This is a genomic window from Planktothrix agardhii, from assembly GCF_904830935.1.
GTDB classification, from domain to species: Bacteria; Cyanobacteriota; Cyanobacteriia; order Cyanobacteriales; family Microcoleaceae; genus Planktothrix; species Planktothrix agardhii.
On the sequence record NZ_LR882956.1, the window covers coordinates 1 to 16,377 of the forward strand.

The following is a 16,377-nucleotide window of genomic DNA, read 5'->3' on the forward strand; positions in this document are numbered from 1 at the left end:
GCTCATCAAAGATCTGTTCCGTCATTTCCGCATTCAACCCGTACTGAGTTCTCAGTGAGGATTTCCGATAACATTCACGGGCGGGAATCGGAAATCCGGTGAAGGTTTCGCACACGAAACAATAGACGGCATAAGCTGCTTCTGATGGCTTTTTACCTGATGGGAATTGACCAATAATTTCATCCCCAAGTTTTTTAATTTTTGTTTGGAGTTCAGATTCTAAAAGCGTTCGTTCGTCCTTTTCCGGTTCATTAGGGTATTGTGATAGGTTGCTATCTTTATTCCATCGACTATTAACCTTAGTTGATAGCAATAGTTCTGTATTTTTAGCTACTAATTTAATTTCAAAAAACTCGTCAATCAATCCTTTTATATGTTCCACAGAATCGAAAAAAAACCACTCTCCGTGTACCCTTCGATGATTAAACATTTTATGTAGCTTTTGTTCGTCTCTATAAGCATCATCTGAAGGGTAGTAATGGATTAACTTAATAGGAAATGGCGACTGTTGATTGATATCTTGACACCTGTTTTGAGGCTTTGCCGAATATCCAATCTTAAAGCGATTAGTACCCTCGGCGTGTAGGATGTAAACGAAGCCAGATTGTTGAATATTGTTCATATTTTTAATGGTTATTTTTTTTCTAGTTTATGTTAAATTGAGATAATTTTGCTTAGTCCATCTCTCACCATCACTTGAAATTGTTAAACCTTTTAACATCTCGTTTAACTTAACCTTCCCCCCTTGCTTGATGACCCATCGAACTATTTTGGTTTGTTCTATAGATAGATTGGGATACTCAGGGTCTAAGGGTGCTTTCTCAAAATTAAAGCGGGGTAAATGTGGTTCAGGTTTTGAAGGTTGACGGGGTTGATAATCCTCATCAAAGTCTTCTGATTGTTCCACTGATTCAAAGACCGGAATTGATGATTTATCAAGGAATCTAGGCTGAATTAAATTAGCGGGAGCATTACCTTTTTTCTTGTATTGAACATGGTGCTTATGGGTGGTGGGATGTTCTGCTATCTGGAGAGGGTTTGAACCGCTAATTACAACCGGGTAAGCTGCATTTTTGATGTACTGAAACCCTGGAGTGTCGTGCTTCCAAACATTCTGAATTTCTCCCCTAGCAGAAGCACCACAGAGCACCAATAGAAAGTTATTCCTAAACTTCCCGTCAATGCCTATGGCTTCTGTGTTGTGGGACTGCATGAAGCCTATTAAACAGATGTCAAATTTACGGGCGTTGCTGAGTTTACGGATGGCATAAATAAAAGTATTTCTGCGTTTTTGTTTACCAGGCAAGGGGCTAATGGTATCCAGTTGTTCCAATTCGCTCAGAGTATCGTTGATTTCGTCAAGGCAGACAATCAGAGGGTGTCCATCCTCTTGCTTTCGGCGCTCTACCTCGTCAATTAACCAGCAGAGAACTTGATAAATTACCTCAACATCGGACTCGACACGGGGGAAATTCATCTGTTTCCAGATGATATTTTTTCGTTGGTGAATGTCAAGTACAATCACTTCCGCAGGGGTAACGGCCGTAAGTTTGCCAACAATAAACCCGGCTCCTAAACTTGTTTTAGCTGAACCGGAGTTACCCCCAACCAAGATTCCCGATGCCTCATCAGCAAGTCCATCCCAGTTGTAGAAATCGAGTTCACTGGGTAACTGGTTAAATGCCATCTGATAGTAGGTGTTCATTACCCCCGGCGGTGTTGGCATGGGAGAAGGGGGAAACAGAACATTTTGAACAGTTTGGATTTCCGCCGCTTGATAAAGTCCAAATATTTCCTCTTGAGTGTCCCGTCGGATAATTGACCTTTCCTCCTCCTTTAATCCTTTAATTGCAGTGGCGATCGCCCCCACCCCAAACAAACCCGCACAACCTGAAGCATAAAACCGACTGGGATTAATGCCGGGGTTTACAACTGACCAACTCAGGGCTACAACACCACCCCCGCAACAAATCAGGGAACTAACTGCCGATTCATGATCCTCTAGCCACGCTAAAAACCCCATCCCCAAATCACCCCCAGAAAGGAACTAATTAAAATAATTACGATTACGGTTAACCATGTTGGCGATGACGTTGCAAACTGTCCCGAATAAACCTGTCTAGCAACTGCGGTACAGGCAATAATTGACCCGACAATGATAATAAAAAAACCTGACCAATATAGCCAGGTAAAGTTAGGAACAGAGCGAGTTATCAAGGTAAGAAATTGCCAAACTCCAATACTTAATAAACCTGTCCCAAAGTAGAGACTAAATCGACTCATTAGCCACCTCTCAAGCGTTCCTTACGCTCTTGTATTCGTGCTTTTTGTTGTTCTAGTTGTTGTTGCAGTTGTTGGGCTTCTGCTTGTCTTAAAGCGATGTTTTTCTGATACTCAACAGCTATCTTGTCCATATCTGAATTAAGCCGTTGATTAGCTGCATATTGGGCAAAATTCCCCCCGGCAACCTTGGGAATAGTTTTAGTTACAGTCCCGACTAATTTGGCTTCTGTGCGGCTAAAAGCTCCTAATTCCTTGCCATATTCCTTGCTGATTTTTTCGTAACCTTCAAGGGTTTTGTGCATGGCTTTGAGCTTGTCTAAATCATCTTTAGAAATCATCCATCCCCTTGATTCCCACTCTCTTAAAATGTCGGCAGAAGTGCCAATATAAACCCCGTTCTGAGGTCTATAATCGGGGGTGATTAGGTTTTGTGGGATAGGACTGATATCACCCTTAACCGCTATTTTTGGGTCAATGGTAGAATCATTTTTACCACCGCCAAAAATTTTACCAATAGCATCAAATATTCCCATTATTTAACCTCTGTTATTACGGTCAAGAATTAATACCATTGATACCGATGCAGTAGAAGTGATTAGTCCGATTAATGCCCCATATCGTGCCATTTTAGTTTGGGATATTTCCGGTTCAAAAATTGATAGAAACACCCCACAAATAGCACCCAAGGCAGTGCCAAGTAAAATACAGTTAAGGGTTTGGGGTAGGTTTAGTTTTATATACACAACCCTAAACATTCCATACTTTGAACATCGTAGTGATTGGGTGATATGCCCTCAAGTTGTCTCAGAACACCCTTGAGTCGTGTTAAAATTGCTTTCATAATTAATCCTTCGTAATGGGTGGATTGATTGGAGAGACGGCTTTCTAGCAGGATGACCGTCTCTTTTAATTGGTTTATTTGCTGTTGGAGGCTTTCGATTTCAGTCCGACTAAATCCAGGGTTTTGTGCCGTACTGTTGTTGTTTTCTCGCTTGATTGCCGTTGGACAGTTGCCTTTTTTCCCAAGTCCTTTATCAGTTCGTTTGGGCGTTCCTTTCCCCGTTTTCCTAGTTCCTCAATCCGTTGGTGAATTAAGTTTTGGAAGTCACCCGCTAACAAATTTTGCAACCCTACAACTTGATTAATTCCCTCGATTTGACCCTGTAATAAAGTTTTTGCAAACTCGATATTTCCGGCATCTGCAAGGGCTTGAGCATTGTCTCGTTGTTGTCGGATATATTCATCAATCAAGCCACCGGATAAACCCCCAACGGCCCCAATATGGTTCACCATGTCTTCTGCCACAGGGTTACTGAGAGCGAGTTCCTTGAGCGCTGCAAAATCACTACGGGTCACAGCTTCTCGTTCTAGTCCCAACTCCTGAACAAGTGCTAAGGCGGTTTCTCCTAATTCATCCTCAATTTCATCCCAGTCCACAAAGTCTGAGTCCTCAATGCTGAATGATTCCGGTGTTTCGGATTTTGGGGATGTTCCGTTTAACTTTTGGGGCGCGGTTCCGGTTAGGTGGTTTGCGATCGCAGGTTCCCAAGACTCATGAATATCGTTAATATCATAGTCCATCTGTTTTATAGCAATTAAGATTTCTGATTCAGAAACATTAAGCGATTTTGACAAGTTTTTCAGAATCAAAAACTGTACTTTTTGCAGCGTTGGCTCGGACTTCTGTTTCGTATTCATTTTGCAGTTCCTCGGTGAATGTTTTGAAGGTGTAAAGTGTTGCGTTTAACTTAACGTAATCTTCTATGATTTCCGGTCTAGGTGCGCTGGCAGGTTCCGATAAATCATAAGAGTTGATTCGGGTTAGCCACTCTACTATATAGGGGTTGTAAGCCTTCTTAGGTCGATAATGTTGGAACATATCGGGAGAATAAATCAACAATAATTTAATCCATTCTCTTAGAGTTTGTGGCTTGCGTTTAAGCTGTTTTGCTAGTTTCCCAACGGGTGTATAGGTTGCCTTGCGTTCATCTAGTTTGAACAACTTAACCCGCCTCCCTTCTGGGATGATTTCAGGTTCAATAATCATTGTTTTCTGTTGATAAATATGGTTTATCGTGCTTTCCACAGTTGAGCCTCTGATTTTGAGGATGTGGCTAGGCTGTTTAGTTTTCAAGGTTCAGGGTTGGGAGAAGCTAAAAGCCGTCTTAGGGTAGGTGCTAGACCCTTTGAGAGAAGCATCAGGGGATGTTCTGGGGGTCTATTATTTGATAATAGCATCAACTAGCTGCAAATTGCAACAAATCTTAGCTAGGTTTTTCTGTTTGAATGGAAGTGATGCTATTGAAAAAACTATGGCTAAACGGATAAGTGTTGACGTTGAAGGGTTTGAGAATGCCCTTGAGGAGTTAGCGGAACATGAGGAGCGGAAAATCGCCCAACTTGCGCGGGTACTCTTAAAAGAGGCAGTCGAGGCAAAAATGCCTAAAAAGGACAATTCACCTGCGGCTGAATTTCTCAGAAGGCTCGAACAGAAAGATTTACCCAAAAATGATGAACTGGTGATAGTGGCTCATGAGATTGGGGTCAGTGTTGAACTACTCAAAAAGCTGTGTGACTGTCTGACTGTGTGACAAAGCGATCGCTGATTTACTTTTCACAGCCAATGCCGTCTTGATCTCGATCTAAACCGTGAGGATCTGAACCAATGACTTTGAAACGACGATAAGGAATATCTGAACAGTTTAAATCTGGGGGGGGTGGGGCGAGACAAATATCAGGATAGGAGGGGTGACATGGGGACGATTGGGGAGAATTATTGGATACTAAATCAGTATTTTCTGGGGTGATAATTGGGACAATGCGATTTTCAATCCTCTGGAGATCTGAGGGGCTTAAGGAGTGAGGGTTCGTGGGGAAGATCATTAAAACAGTTAAAATAAAACTGAGGATAATTTCTGGAATTCTTGCATGAAATCTTGAAGTAATTTTTAATGGGGTCATATTTTCAATTCAACGATAAACAATTATGAATAACAACGAGTCACAATCCTCAAGAGAATTATTAAAAGATTATCAAACCTCTAATATTAAGGATGTTTTTGATTCAAGTGTAAAAGCCGTGATATCCGTACTTCCTGGAGTATCCCTACTTCCTGCCGTATCACAATTCTATAATGATTTTGTTAGCTCTCCTTCGCAGAAACGATTAAATAAATTTTTAGAAGCTTTAGTTGCAGATTTAGAACGGTTAAAGGCGGAAACTGGGGGTCAGGTTAATTTAGATAACCCTTCATTTCAAACAACCTTAATGAATGCTCTCCAAATTGTCATGAAGAATCATCAAGAAGAAAAAATCCTTGCTCTCAAAAATGCTGTTCTTAATTCTAGTTTTATTCATCCAATAGATGATGATTTACAATTCATGTTTTTGCACTGGATTGATGAATTTACTCCTTCGCATTTAAAAGTATTAATTTCACTTAAAAGCCTTAATGACTATGCTGAAACAATAAATACTAGAATAAATAATGGATTTAATACACTAGAACAAAGTTCGGATAGCAATGAGGAAAGTAATGGAATTTGTTTTTTAGAAGAACTAAATTCTAATCCTAATTTTTATAATCAAATCTTAAAAGATTTAGAAGATAGGGGATTGGTAGATTTCGATGATTGTAGGACACTTATAAACGATCCTTTTTTCAAAGTAAAAGCTAACAAAAATATGAGTATGATAAGAACTAAATATCGTCCATCAAACAAAGAAATAAGCCAAAAAGATTTATCTCTTATATTGGAAAATTTTTATCAAATTTCACAAAATTTTGTGAATTGTTTTGAACGAGCAGAATTGGGAAAATTAAATTATGTATCTGAAATTAATGAAATTTATCCTATAAAGGATATTAAGATATTATTCTCCGTAAGTAAATTTTTAAAAAATAGAGTTACAGAAACAGGTGAATGTTTTTTGGGTTTTATAGAATCCCCCCTTGCTTCATAAGTTTAACAAAAATCTGTGATTGATTAATTGACCTTGATGCCTTAAAGTACAAATTGAGTCCCTACCACAAAAACAACTTAACAATTCCTCTGAAACCTCCCCTGCGGAATTCTGGGGGGTTTACTGGCGAGATCGCCAAACTCAGTTCTTTCACTGTATGACCACAAGCAACATCCTCCAATACGAATCAAAAATCTGGGCAACAGCCGACCTCCTGCGGGGTTGTGGCATCAAGGAATCGGAATGGCCATCCTATATGATGCCGTTTTTTGCCTTGGTAATGATTGAAAGCCGACTGCTGAGAATGTTGGATGAATATAAAGCGGAAATTGGCGAGGAAGATTGGGCGGAAATTGATAAAGAAGACCAAATTGAGTTAATTCGGGATAAAGGTCAAGGTTATAACACCTATATTTTTGAGAAAAACCAAACCCTAAAGGATATTTGCAGAAACGATAAATCTTTTAATATTGATTTTGAAGCCTATTTACACGGCTTTGACAGCGAAACTAAAGACCTTTTAGGGGTTGATGCGACGGACGGAGAGAAGTTTTTAGATATTAAAGGGGTAATAACTAAGCTCAATGCGAAAAAGGTTTTATTGGGCTATACAAAAGAATGGAGTGGCATTGATTTAAAACCCTTTAATAACTCAGATATTACTACCTTAGAAGAACATATTAAACGCCGTTGGGCAGATATTTCGGCAGAAACCGCAGGGGAACAATATACCCCCGATGATGTTATCGGGTTGATTGCAGAAATTATCACGTCTAAAATTAAAGAATCCGACCGCCTTTTGAAAATTTATGACTGCACCTGTGGCGGGGGGAATTTACTGTTTGGGGTGGAAGATAGGATTAATGAAAAGTTTAAACGCTTTACCCAAACCTACGGACAAGACTGGAACGATGCCCTTTATGCTTTAGCTAGAATTGAAAGTCGATTTCGTCCGGGTTCAAAGATTGAACACGGCAACACTTTAACCAATGACAAATTCTACAACGATGACTTTGATATCGTGGTGGCAAATCCCCCTTATGGGGTGAGTTGGAAGGGCTACCAAAAGGATATTGAAAATGATAAAACAGGGCGGTTTAAATATGAACCCTCGATTTCTGATGGTCAACTGTTATTTATGCAGCATTTGATCTCAAAAATGGATACAAACGGCATTGGAGTCGTGGTTCATAATGGTTCGGCGTTGTTTTCTGGGGATGCGGGTTCGGCTGAAAGTAATATCCGTAAATGGATGCTAGATTCAGATTTTGTAGAGGCAATTATTCAGTTACCAACAGATGAATTCTTTAATACCGGAATTTACACTTATCTTTGGGTTTTGAATCAGAATAAAGATGCTGACTGCCAAGATAAGGTGATGTTGATTAATGCCAGTGAAAAGTTTAAAGCGTTGAAAAAAAACAAGGGAGCTAAACGAAAAGAAATTGATGAAACTCAGCGTTTAGAAATTGTAGAAACTCTGCGTAATTTTACAGACAATGACTATGCACGGGTGTTTGATAAGGAATTTTTCTATTTTAATAAACAAGCCATCATGCTCACGAATATAGATGAGAATGGTAAAAGTTTTGTTGAGCAATTGAAACCGGGAGAAACGAGCAAAAAACTAACGGCGATTAAGTTGGAAAATGAAGAACGGACTTTAACAGAATTTACGATTACCGAGTATAATTCGGGGCAGTGTAATTCATTAATAGAGAGGTTTGAGCAGGATATTAAACCTTTTATTGATTCATTGGATTATAAGGATAAACCGTTAATTATTACCACAGAAAAGGCTGAGTATAAGTTTGATAGCGATAGGGAAACTATTGTTAAATTTGTCAAGGGCAAATATGAAGAATTAGGCTGTGGTAAAATTGTGGTGAAAGCGGCTTTTAAAAAGGTAACTAAAAAATCACCTGAACGGATTGAAATTACAGTGGAACTGACCCCAGATTATCAAAAGGATTATGAGATTATTCCGTTTCATCGGGATGGGGTAGAGAACCAAAAAGCAATCGAGGCTTTTATGGCAAAGTATATTACTAAGCCCTTTGAATATTTAGAAAATGTTGTCGGGGTGGAGATTAATTTTAATAAGGTGTTTTATAAGCCGGAGAAGTTGAGGAGTGTTGAGGAAATTTTAGAGGATATAGCCGTGATTGATGAACAGTTAAAGCAGCTTGAACAACTAATGATTAATAATTAATGAGGAGTTATTATGGCCCTGAGCATTGATGAAATTTACGATCAAATTATTGACAATTTTTTACCAGCAGAACGATTGCGGTTAGCGACCCTTATTCTTAATAATTTGGTAGAACAAAATGCTGGTGTTATAGATAAAGGTCATACCTGGACTGAGGAAGATATATCTGATTTAACAGATTTTTCTTTACAGTATGCTGCAACAGCTTACAATCATAACGAGGAATTAGCAGAATGACATTTAATGGTGGTGATGTTGTAACGGTTGATTTTCCAGGAGTAAAAGGAATAAAACGTCGTCCTGCTGTGGTTTTGTCTTCAGAGATTTACCATCAAAATCGCCCTGATGTGATTGTAGGGTTGATTACAAGTCAAACAGATGTTTTAGGAGTAACAGATTATCTCCTTCAGGATTGGCAGGCGGCTGGGTTGCGGGTTGCCTCTGTTTTCCGATGTTTTATTGTGACGTTACCCCCCTCTGCAAATTTGGTTCGCATTGGGCATTTATCAGAACGCGATTGGCAAGGCGTTTGCGCTTGTGTAAAGCTGTCTTTTGCCTCATTAATTGTGGAGAATTAATAATGAATAGAAAATTTTTAATTAGTCGTTATCCAGCTTATAAAGATAGTGGGATTGAGTGGTTAGGGGCAGTGCCTGAGCATTGGAGTATTGTTCGGAATAAGAAAATATTTAAGGAAAGAAATAGTCTAAGCACTACAGGCAAAGAAACATTACTTACAGTGTCTCATATTACAGGTGTTACTCCTCGTAGCGAAAAAAATGTAAATATGTTTATGGCAGAAACAATGGAAGGTTATAAAATCTGCCATCATGGTGATCTGATTATTAATACGATGTGGGCTTGGATGGGAGCTTTAGGGACGAGCAACGAACTCGGTATTTGCAGCCCATCTTATAACGTTTATATGCCAATTAAGGGAATTCAATATAATCATAGATACTTTGATTATCTTTTTAGAATTCCTAATGCAATTGTTGAGATGGCAAGAAACTCAAAAGGTATTGTTTCATCTCGTCTTCGTTTGTATGCAAAAGAATTTTTTCAAATTGAAACTGTTTTACCCTCTCTGGAAGAACAAAAAGCGATCGCCAACTACCTCGACAATAAAACCGCCCAAATAGACCGAAAAATTGACCTACTCACCGAGAAAGCGAAACTATACAACAACTTAAAACAATCTCTAATCAATGAAACTGTAACACGCGGACTTGATAAAACTGTACCGATGAAAGATAGCGGTATTGAGTGGATAGGTGAAATTCCTGAGCATTGGGAAGTTAGGAGGGTTAAAGATGAGCTTGTCAGCCTAGATTACAAACGAATTCCACTTAGTGGAGAAGTTAGAAGTCTGATGTTGAATCCTCTTTATGATTATTATGGAGCATCAGGAATTATAGACAAAGTTGACAACTATATATTTGACGAACCTCTAATTCTTATTGGTGAAGATGGTGCTAATTTATTAATGCGTGGAAGTCCTTTAGCTTTTATCGCTCGCGGAAAATATTGGGTTAATAATCATGCTCATATACTTAAACCCAAGAAAGGAAATTTAGAATATTTCTGCTATTTACTTGAGTCTTTTGACTATACAAAATTAGTGTCAGGTTCAGCACAGCCTAAATTAACTGCTGGAGAATTAAATAATTTCTTTTTAATGGTTGCTCCTCTGTCCGAACAAAAAGAAATCGCCGACTACCTCGACACCGAAACCAGCCAAATAGATAAAATTATCGAAACCATTAACACCAAAATCGAGAAACTAAAAGAATTGCGTAAAACCCTAATTAACGATGTTGTCACCGGAAAAATTAAAGTTGTGTAATTGCCATTTTTACCATAATCTTTCTAGGTCATAACCATCAAAATTCTCATCAATCTTCCCCCAACCAAAACTCATCAGATAAAGGAGCATTAAAATCATCGCTCATCCAGATTTCCCCTTGATGTAACCCCGGTGTTCGTGGCGAATTAGATAAATTAGATACTAACGTATTATCTTCTTTCGCAGACTGGATTAAATTGAACACCTGCAATAGCAAAGCTTCTGGTGCTGATGACAATTCGCGTATAATGGTTTCTAAGATAGTCATTTTCGTAACCCCTAAAACCTATGCTTCTAATTAGGCATAACTACATCCATTATCCATTAAAACCATGCACGAAACCCAACTACAAGATAAATTCATCATACCTTTCTTTCGGGATACCCTGGGCTATCAAGAAGTCAAAGCCAACACCGTCAGCAACTCCCTAATTATAGAAGAAGACTTAGAAACCTTTATCTCCACCACTGAACTCAATCAAAAACCCTACGAAACCCTCCTCAAGAAATATAACGGTAATAAACAACAATTACTCGCAGACCTGATCACATTAATTCAAGAACGCATCGCCAGCAGCCGCAACATGGCACTTTTCATTAATGCCAATAAATCTGTCACCTTAGAAGGCATTAAACTTTATTTATTCTATACCAGTGATAGTGTTATTCACGATAATAAACTCTTTGAGCAAAATATATTTTCAGTCGTTCAAGAACTCCCTTATCAATATAAATATCAACAAAAACAAATATTTTCCTTCCGTCCCGATATATGCTTATTTGTCAATGGAATTTACCTGGGATACAGCGAATTAAAAGCCAACTTCAGTAACCAAACTGCCCGGAAAAAAGGACGAAAAAAAGTAATAGGAGATTACTTTGAAGCAGTTCAATCTTATTACGAAACCTTTGATAACAACCAATTCCTGAGTGATAGAGAAAAAGACCAATACCGCAAAGACTTCTTAAAAATATTTGAAAAAGCCATTCATATCACCACCACCGACCTCGGCGAAACCTATATTATTCGCACCCTTTCCGACTTCTTTGAAGAAATCCTCACCACCTGTCGCGAAGGTAAATTTGACCGCCAAGACTATGAAAAAAACGTTACTCAAGTCTTTAAACCCTATCCCCTCCTCAACCCCAACGCCGAAAAAAAAGAAAAACTCAGAGAACTTTTTACCTATCACTACGGTAAAACCTTTATGGAAAAAGAAATCCTTTATTACAACTTTATTGAACGAGATGTTTATGCCATCAATGGTAAAAAAGAACTCAAGGACGAAAAAGGATACTTAATTTCACCACGACCTAAACAGAAATTTGGGACAGATAAAATTCTCGCTAAAATTGATGAGTTTTTAGCTCATGAAACCGATGATAACTACTTTGTTCAAAAACTAGAACAACAACTCGCAACCGTTTCCGAACCCAAACGTCAAGAATTAATTGAAAAACGCAAATCCTACGCCAATAATAAAAATATTTATTCCTTATTAATGCAGTATGCGGCTGGGTTTGGCAAATCTAATATTATCGGCTGGACTGCTTTACAATTAAAAGATTTACGTCGCCACGGTGAATACATTTACGACAAAATTATGATCGTCGTAGACCGCTTGCAACTTCGCAGTCAAATTGATTCCAAAATGCTCAACATGAATATTGATAACCGGATGTATGTTGAAGCATCTAACAAAAAAACCTTTCAAGATGCTCTCAAATCTGACACCCGCTTAGTTATTGTTAACCTGCAAAAATTTGGGTCAGTGAGAGAAATGTTAGACGCAGAAACCCTGCAAAAACTCGCTAAATTACGGATTGTTTTTTTAATTGATGAAATTCACCGTTCCAATAGTGGCGACCAACATGATGAAATGGTGAATATTTTTGACGAACTGCAAACCCCCTTTGACGAACAAAACCAATATAACCAAACTCGGACTAAAAAAAATCTAATTATCGGGTTTACGGCTACCCCAGACGACCACACCCTCGCCCGTTTTGGTGAATTTAGCGGCTATGCTGAAGGCGAAAAACTCTGGGTTCCCTTCGACTCCTACACCATGAAAGAAGCCATTGAAGACGGGTTTATTCTTAACCCCCTGAAAAATATTGTCCCTGTGGCTTCTAAAATGCTGTTTGACCTACCTAGTAACACCCTGGAGGGATTTACCGAACCTGACTACAAAGATGCCTCCAAAGACCAGATTTACGCAAATCGAGAGCGTATTCATGCCATTTCTAAATACATTGCAGATTTACTGGTAAAAGACGTATATCGGCAAATTCGCGGTACAGGTAAAGCCATGTTAGCTGTATATTCTATCAAAGCTGCAATTGCTTATAAACAAGCTATTAATCAACATTTTCAAGAAGTCATCAAACAACCCAAATATGCTAAATATGCCGAGGCTCCTATTCATGTTGTTTATTCTAGTAGTCAAGGAGAACAAAGCGCAACAGGTCTAAATGATGGATTAACGGAAGAAAAAGTATTAGAAAACTTTGCCCTCAAAAAAAATGGCTTAATTATTGTCGTTGCCAAATTACAAACCGGATTTGATGAGAAAAAACTTCATACTTTATTTTTAGATAAAGAGATCAAAGGCATTGGTGCAATTCAAGCGATTTCACGGGTTAATCGCACTGCTAAATATAAAAATGACTGTAAAATTGTTGATTTTTCCTATAACAATATTAACGTCCAAAATATTAAAGATGCCTTTGAGTATTTTTCCGATGTAGTGGTGAGTGATTTCGACCCCTTTAGCGATAAACGGGTTTTAGATATCCTGTTCAATGATTTAAAAAAATCCGATGTTTACGAGCAGTTTTTTGATGAATTTGTGGATATCTTCAACAATGAAGCCAAACGAGATGATCCAGAAAACTACCTTGACTTAGAAAGTAACATCGAAAGATATATTGATGCTAACCCCAAACCCGCCGCCGACACCAAAGCCAAAGCTGCCCAATATTTTACAATTCTAAACCGCATTGAATATGTAATTGCTATTGATGAAAAATACAGTGACCCCAGTTTTTTAACCTTCTTTCGTAAGTTCAATACCCTCTACAATATCCTGCACCGTTCTGATGAGGTCAAAGACGCGATTGAAGTTTATTTTGATGATCAAATTGGTATTATTGAGGTAGAAACCAAAGAACCAGAGCCGAATAAAAAGAAAGCCCCCAAAGTTGCACAGGGAAAAGAACCGGGCAAAGTACATCAATTTGATATTCTGGCAATTATTGAAGCCCGCAACGAGCAAGAAGATTTGGTAGGAACCCGGATTCAAGAATTTAAAGAAAAAATTGCCGATTTTTTTGAATATGTGCGAAATTCAACAGAAGGTAAACGCCTGATTGTCAAGATTAACTCCCATGTTTCAGAAGATGAAATTTACGACGAATTTGCTATAATCTATCGCAAGTATAAAGCCTTAAACCGGAAGAAAATTGGGGAGTATTTTTTCAAAGAAACAGAAGATCTCTTGGATAAACTCTGTGATGATTTTGAAGCCACGATCCAGAATTCGACTGAACCGGATTAAAATGGTAAAGGTGAAGTTTAATTTTGTTGAATGCAACCTCTCCCCAATTTATACTCCTAACTGTTCAAATAACAAAACAGTATTAAGTAGTTGCACAAAATAAATTACCTAGTTGTGAGAGGGAACAGGGAACAGGGAACAGGGTAGAGGATGTGTAATTAATTTTGTTTAGGTACTTAAGATGAGAACAATTTTTAATTTTCAGGCTGTTCTCGCAATTTCCAAAACTGGATCACCATTTTCAAAACAGGATCAATATTTGCTTGTTCCTTGTCTTCAGGATTAAGAAGTTTAATCGCTTGCTTCAAATTTTTCAGCGCCAAGGATAATTCTCCTTGTAATCCATAGATCCTGGCTTTTTTATACAAGGCACCATAATCATCAGGTTTATAATGTAAAACTTGATCGTAGGAAGCAAGTGCTTCTTCGTTTTTTCCTAATTCACTTAAAGCATTTCCTCTGTTTCTCCAGGCACTATAATCATCAGGTTTGTATTTTATAGCTTCATCGTAAGAAGAAATAGCTTCTTTATATTTTCCTAAATTATCAAGAACTAATCCTCGATTATAATATGCAATAGAATAACGAGAGTTCCTTTTTAGACATTCGTTTAAATCTTTTAGTGCGTTCTGGTTATCTTCTAAATAATAGAAAGCCAAACCTCTATTATTATAAGCAACATATTCTTGGTTTTTAACATCTAATTGAATAACTTTAGTAGAATCTTCAATTACTCCTTTATAATCCTTAACATAAGATTTTGCATATCCCCTTTGAGTGTAGGCATCTAAATATTGAGGATTCAAGCTGATGGCTTCAGAAAAATCTTTAATTGCCTCTTTATGTTTTTCCAAGTGTAAATAAACAGAACCTCTACTAAAATACGCATCATAATAATTTTTATTAACAGTAATTGCTAAATCAAAATCTCTAAGAGCAGATTCATTTTCACCTTGTTTAAAATAAAGATTTCCTCGTCCAATATAAGCATCTACTAAATTAGGATCAATTTCTATAGCCTGATTATAATCTTCAAAAGCTTTTTCTATCTGTTCTACTTGAGAACGAGCATAAGCTCTACTAACATAAGCTTTAGCAAAAACAGAATTAAACTGAAGGGCTTCTGTATAAAATTTTATAGCTTTCTCAAATTGTTTTTTGCTTGATTCTTCTAATCCTGCATTAAGAAGTTTGCTTGCGGGAGACAAGTCACTAGATTGATCGGTTTTATATTCATAAAGACGAGCTTCAATTCCTTTGTCAATTCTCAATATTGAATCTATTTTGACGACCGAATTATCGGAAAATATTTTGAAACTAAAATTTTGTGCATAAGCATTATCTATATTGAATAAATAGAAAGCTAAAAATACTAAGATTAATTCAATCAATAAAAAAGAATGAATTAATTTTCTGGATTTTTGTTGGAATCTGAACATAATGATTATACCTATTGACACAATTCTAAATGTAAAGTTCTACTCAGAAACCCAATTACTCAAAAGTTCCTCAATCACATCGGATAAATCCCGTTCTGAGTCTTCCTCTAATAACTTTCGTTTAGCTTGTCGATGGGTTTCCTTCCTAATATAAGCAGAAATTTGAACATATTCAGGATCTGAACGCTTCCCTGACCCTTTGGTTTTTATGGGTTTCGGTTCGGAGTGTTCTTCCCGTACTGACTCCGCCGCTTTTAATATCTGTTGAAACTTACTGGCTTTTTTGTTCATAGTCCCATCTCTTTAAAGGCTTTTTGATAATCTGACCATGCAGTCAGGGCTTTATTATCCTTAACCTCATAAACCGGAATACCCGCCAACGCAGCTTTTTGAAATGCTGCATACCTGCGTATGCAAGTACGCGAAACAGGTAAACCCGCCTCTGTCAGCATCGTGTAGGCTTCTTCTCCATCCTTAGAAGGTTTAGGGGGAATGATGGTCAGCAGAATTTTGAAGCGTTGCGTTCCGAGGGACTTCAAACTCGATATGGTCAGCATCAACGCATCTAAACTTAAAGCATCCGGTGTGGCAGGTAGAATCAGTAAATCGCACCCGTCCGCTAAAGCTTCCAAATCTTCCTGTTCCGGTCGTGCTTGGGTATCAATGACAATTTGCTTAAATTTGGGGACATATTTGGCGGCTTGCCTTTCATCAATGACCGTAAAGGGGAGTTGACCCCGTTTACTCCAGCCAGTTGCGGAACGATTCGGATCACCATCAATTAATAAGGTGTCGCCTTGGTTAGACAAATAGGCAGCCAGATGAACCGCCGTTGTGGTTTTGCCCACACCCCCCTTGAAGGATGCCACAGTGATAATCATCGGGATAGATTAAACGACATGACTCTATTATAAATACTTGCGTACTCAAATGTTCAAGTATTTAAGTATCTAAATATTCAATAATCCAATAAAGCCTGTAACCTTTATGCTGTAGGCATTTTACTGGCTACTTTGCGGTTCATAGCAGCTTCGCTACTTTGGGGGTGATCAAGATTATGATTAATAAAAGTT

The 16,377-nt window shown here is 38.0% G+C and carries 19 protein-coding genes; 7 read left to right on the forward strand and 12 right to left on the reverse strand.

The window, feature by feature from the left end:
* The 7 genes from NMG88_RS22055 to NMG88_RS22085 all read right to left on the reverse strand — a co-directional run.
* Window positions 1-622 (reverse strand): GIY-YIG nuclease family protein (locus NMG88_RS22055; protein ID WP_254035873.1); only part of this gene is annotated, 622 nt, incomplete at its 3' end.
* Between the two features lie 27 nt (window positions 623-649).
* Complete coding sequence (locus NMG88_RS22060) at window positions 650-2,023, reverse strand: hypothetical protein (protein ID WP_254035874.1); 1,374 nt, start codon at window positions 2,021-2,023, stop codon at window positions 650-652.
* Window positions 2,011-2,283 carry a hypothetical protein gene (locus tag NMG88_RS22065; RefSeq protein WP_235758613.1) on the reverse strand — a complete coding sequence of 91 codons (273 nt, stop codon included), beginning with the start codon at window positions 2,281-2,283 and terminating at the stop codon, window positions 2,011-2,013. Before NMG88_RS22065 ends, NMG88_RS22060 begins: the two co-directional genes overlap by 13 nt.
* The gene (locus tag NMG88_RS22070; protein ID WP_254035875.1) at window positions 2,283-2,816 is read right to left on the reverse strand and encodes a hypothetical protein; all 534 of its coding nucleotides are present in this window, start codon (window positions 2,814-2,816) and stop codon (window positions 2,283-2,285) included. Before NMG88_RS22070 ends, NMG88_RS22065 begins: the two co-directional genes overlap by 1 nt.
* Before the next feature lie 3 nt (window positions 2,817-2,819).
* Entirely contained in the window at window positions 2,820-3,026 is a 207-nt protein-coding gene (locus tag NMG88_RS22075; RefSeq protein ID WP_235758617.1) for a hypothetical protein, read from the reverse strand.
* 172 nt (window positions 3,027-3,198) lie between these two features.
* On the reverse strand, window positions 3,199-3,981 hold the full coding sequence (locus tag NMG88_RS22080) for a hypothetical protein (RefSeq protein ID WP_227373526.1): 783 nt from the start codon (window positions 3,979-3,981) through the stop codon (window positions 3,199-3,201).
* Window positions 3,902-4,369 carry a hypothetical protein gene (locus NMG88_RS22085; protein WP_158442925.1) on the reverse strand — a complete coding sequence of 156 codons (468 nt, stop codon included), beginning with the start codon at window positions 4,367-4,369 and terminating at the stop codon, window positions 3,902-3,904. Before NMG88_RS22085 ends, NMG88_RS22080 begins: the two co-directional genes overlap by 80 nt.
* Before the next feature lie 226 nt (window positions 4,370-4,595).
* Here NMG88_RS22085 and NMG88_RS22090 point away from each other — a divergent pair, with 226 nt between their 5' ends.
* Window positions 4,596-4,874 (forward strand): hypothetical protein, encoded by a 279-nt coding sequence (locus tag NMG88_RS22090; protein ID WP_254035876.1) that lies wholly within the window; start codon window positions 4,596-4,598, stop codon window positions 4,872-4,874.
* Window positions 4,875-4,890: 16 nt separating this feature from the next.
* Here the strand turns inward: NMG88_RS22090 and NMG88_RS22095 are convergent, their stop codons facing one another.
* Window positions 4,891-5,244, reverse strand: a complete 354-nt coding sequence (locus NMG88_RS22095) for an excalibur calcium-binding domain-containing protein (RefSeq protein ID WP_254035877.1) — start codon at window positions 5,242-5,244, stop codon at window positions 4,891-4,893.
* A gap of 25 nt (window positions 5,245-5,269) precedes the next feature.
* Here NMG88_RS22095 and NMG88_RS22100 point away from each other — a divergent pair, with 25 nt between their 5' ends.
* From NMG88_RS22100 to NMG88_RS22120, 5 genes are all read left to right on the forward strand, one after another.
* Complete coding sequence (locus NMG88_RS22100) at window positions 5,270-6,247, forward strand: hypothetical protein (protein WP_254035878.1); 978 nt, start codon at window positions 5,270-5,272, stop codon at window positions 6,245-6,247.
* Window positions 6,248-6,404: 157 nt separating this feature from the next.
* Window positions 6,405-8,459 (forward strand): class I SAM-dependent DNA methyltransferase, encoded by a 2,055-nt coding sequence (locus NMG88_RS22105; protein ID WP_254035879.1) that lies wholly within the window; start codon window positions 6,405-6,407, stop codon window positions 8,457-8,459.
* Window positions 8,460-8,471: 12 nt separating this feature from the next.
* Window positions 8,472-8,696 (forward strand): hypothetical protein, encoded by a 225-nt coding sequence (locus tag NMG88_RS22110; RefSeq protein ID WP_235759594.1) that lies wholly within the window; start codon window positions 8,472-8,474, stop codon window positions 8,694-8,696.
* Window positions 8,693-9,037 carry a type II toxin-antitoxin system PemK/MazF family toxin gene (locus NMG88_RS22115; RefSeq protein WP_235759596.1) on the forward strand — a complete coding sequence of 115 codons (345 nt, stop codon included), beginning with the start codon at window positions 8,693-8,695 and terminating at the stop codon, window positions 9,035-9,037. Before NMG88_RS22110 ends, NMG88_RS22115 begins: the two co-directional genes overlap by 4 nt.
* A gap of 2 nt (window positions 9,038-9,039) precedes the next feature.
* Window positions 9,040-10,305 (forward strand): restriction endonuclease subunit S, encoded by a 1,266-nt coding sequence (locus tag NMG88_RS22120; RefSeq protein ID WP_254035880.1) that lies wholly within the window; start codon window positions 9,040-9,042, stop codon window positions 10,303-10,305.
* 49 nt (window positions 10,306-10,354) lie between these two features.
* Here NMG88_RS22120 and NMG88_RS22125 read toward each other — a convergent pair whose 3' ends face one another.
* The gene (locus NMG88_RS22125; protein ID WP_254035881.1) at window positions 10,355-10,573 is read right to left on the reverse strand and encodes a DUF2281 domain-containing protein; all 219 of its coding nucleotides are present in this window, start codon (window positions 10,571-10,573) and stop codon (window positions 10,355-10,357) included.
* A gap of 64 nt (window positions 10,574-10,637) precedes the next feature.
* Between NMG88_RS22125 and NMG88_RS22130 the strand changes: the two genes are divergently transcribed.
* Window positions 10,638-13,865 (forward strand): DEAD/DEAH box helicase family protein, encoded by a 3,228-nt coding sequence (locus NMG88_RS22130; RefSeq protein ID WP_254035882.1) that lies wholly within the window; start codon window positions 10,638-10,640, stop codon window positions 13,863-13,865.
* A 194-nt stretch (window positions 13,866-14,059) separates the two neighbouring features.
* Here NMG88_RS22130 and NMG88_RS22135 read toward each other — a convergent pair whose 3' ends face one another.
* Genes NMG88_RS22135 through NMG88_RS22145 form a run of 3 tightly spaced genes read right to left on the reverse strand, consistent with a single transcriptional unit; the run spans window position 14,060 to window position 16,185 of the window.
* Complete coding sequence (locus NMG88_RS22135) at window positions 14,060-15,304, reverse strand: tetratricopeptide repeat protein (RefSeq protein WP_254035883.1); 1,245 nt, start codon at window positions 15,302-15,304, stop codon at window positions 14,060-14,062.
* Window positions 15,305-15,343: 39 nt separating this feature from the next.
* Window positions 15,344-15,595, reverse strand: coding sequence for a hypothetical protein (locus NMG88_RS22140; RefSeq protein ID WP_254035884.1), 252 nt, complete (start codon window positions 15,593-15,595; stop codon window positions 15,344-15,346).
* Window positions 15,592-16,185 carry a ParA family protein gene (locus tag NMG88_RS22145; RefSeq protein ID WP_254035885.1) on the reverse strand — a complete coding sequence of 198 codons (594 nt, stop codon included), beginning with the start codon at window positions 16,183-16,185 and terminating at the stop codon, window positions 15,592-15,594. The genes NMG88_RS22140 and NMG88_RS22145 overlap by 4 nt, the downstream gene beginning before the upstream one ends.
* Between the last annotated feature and the right edge of the window lie 192 nt (window positions 16,186-16,377).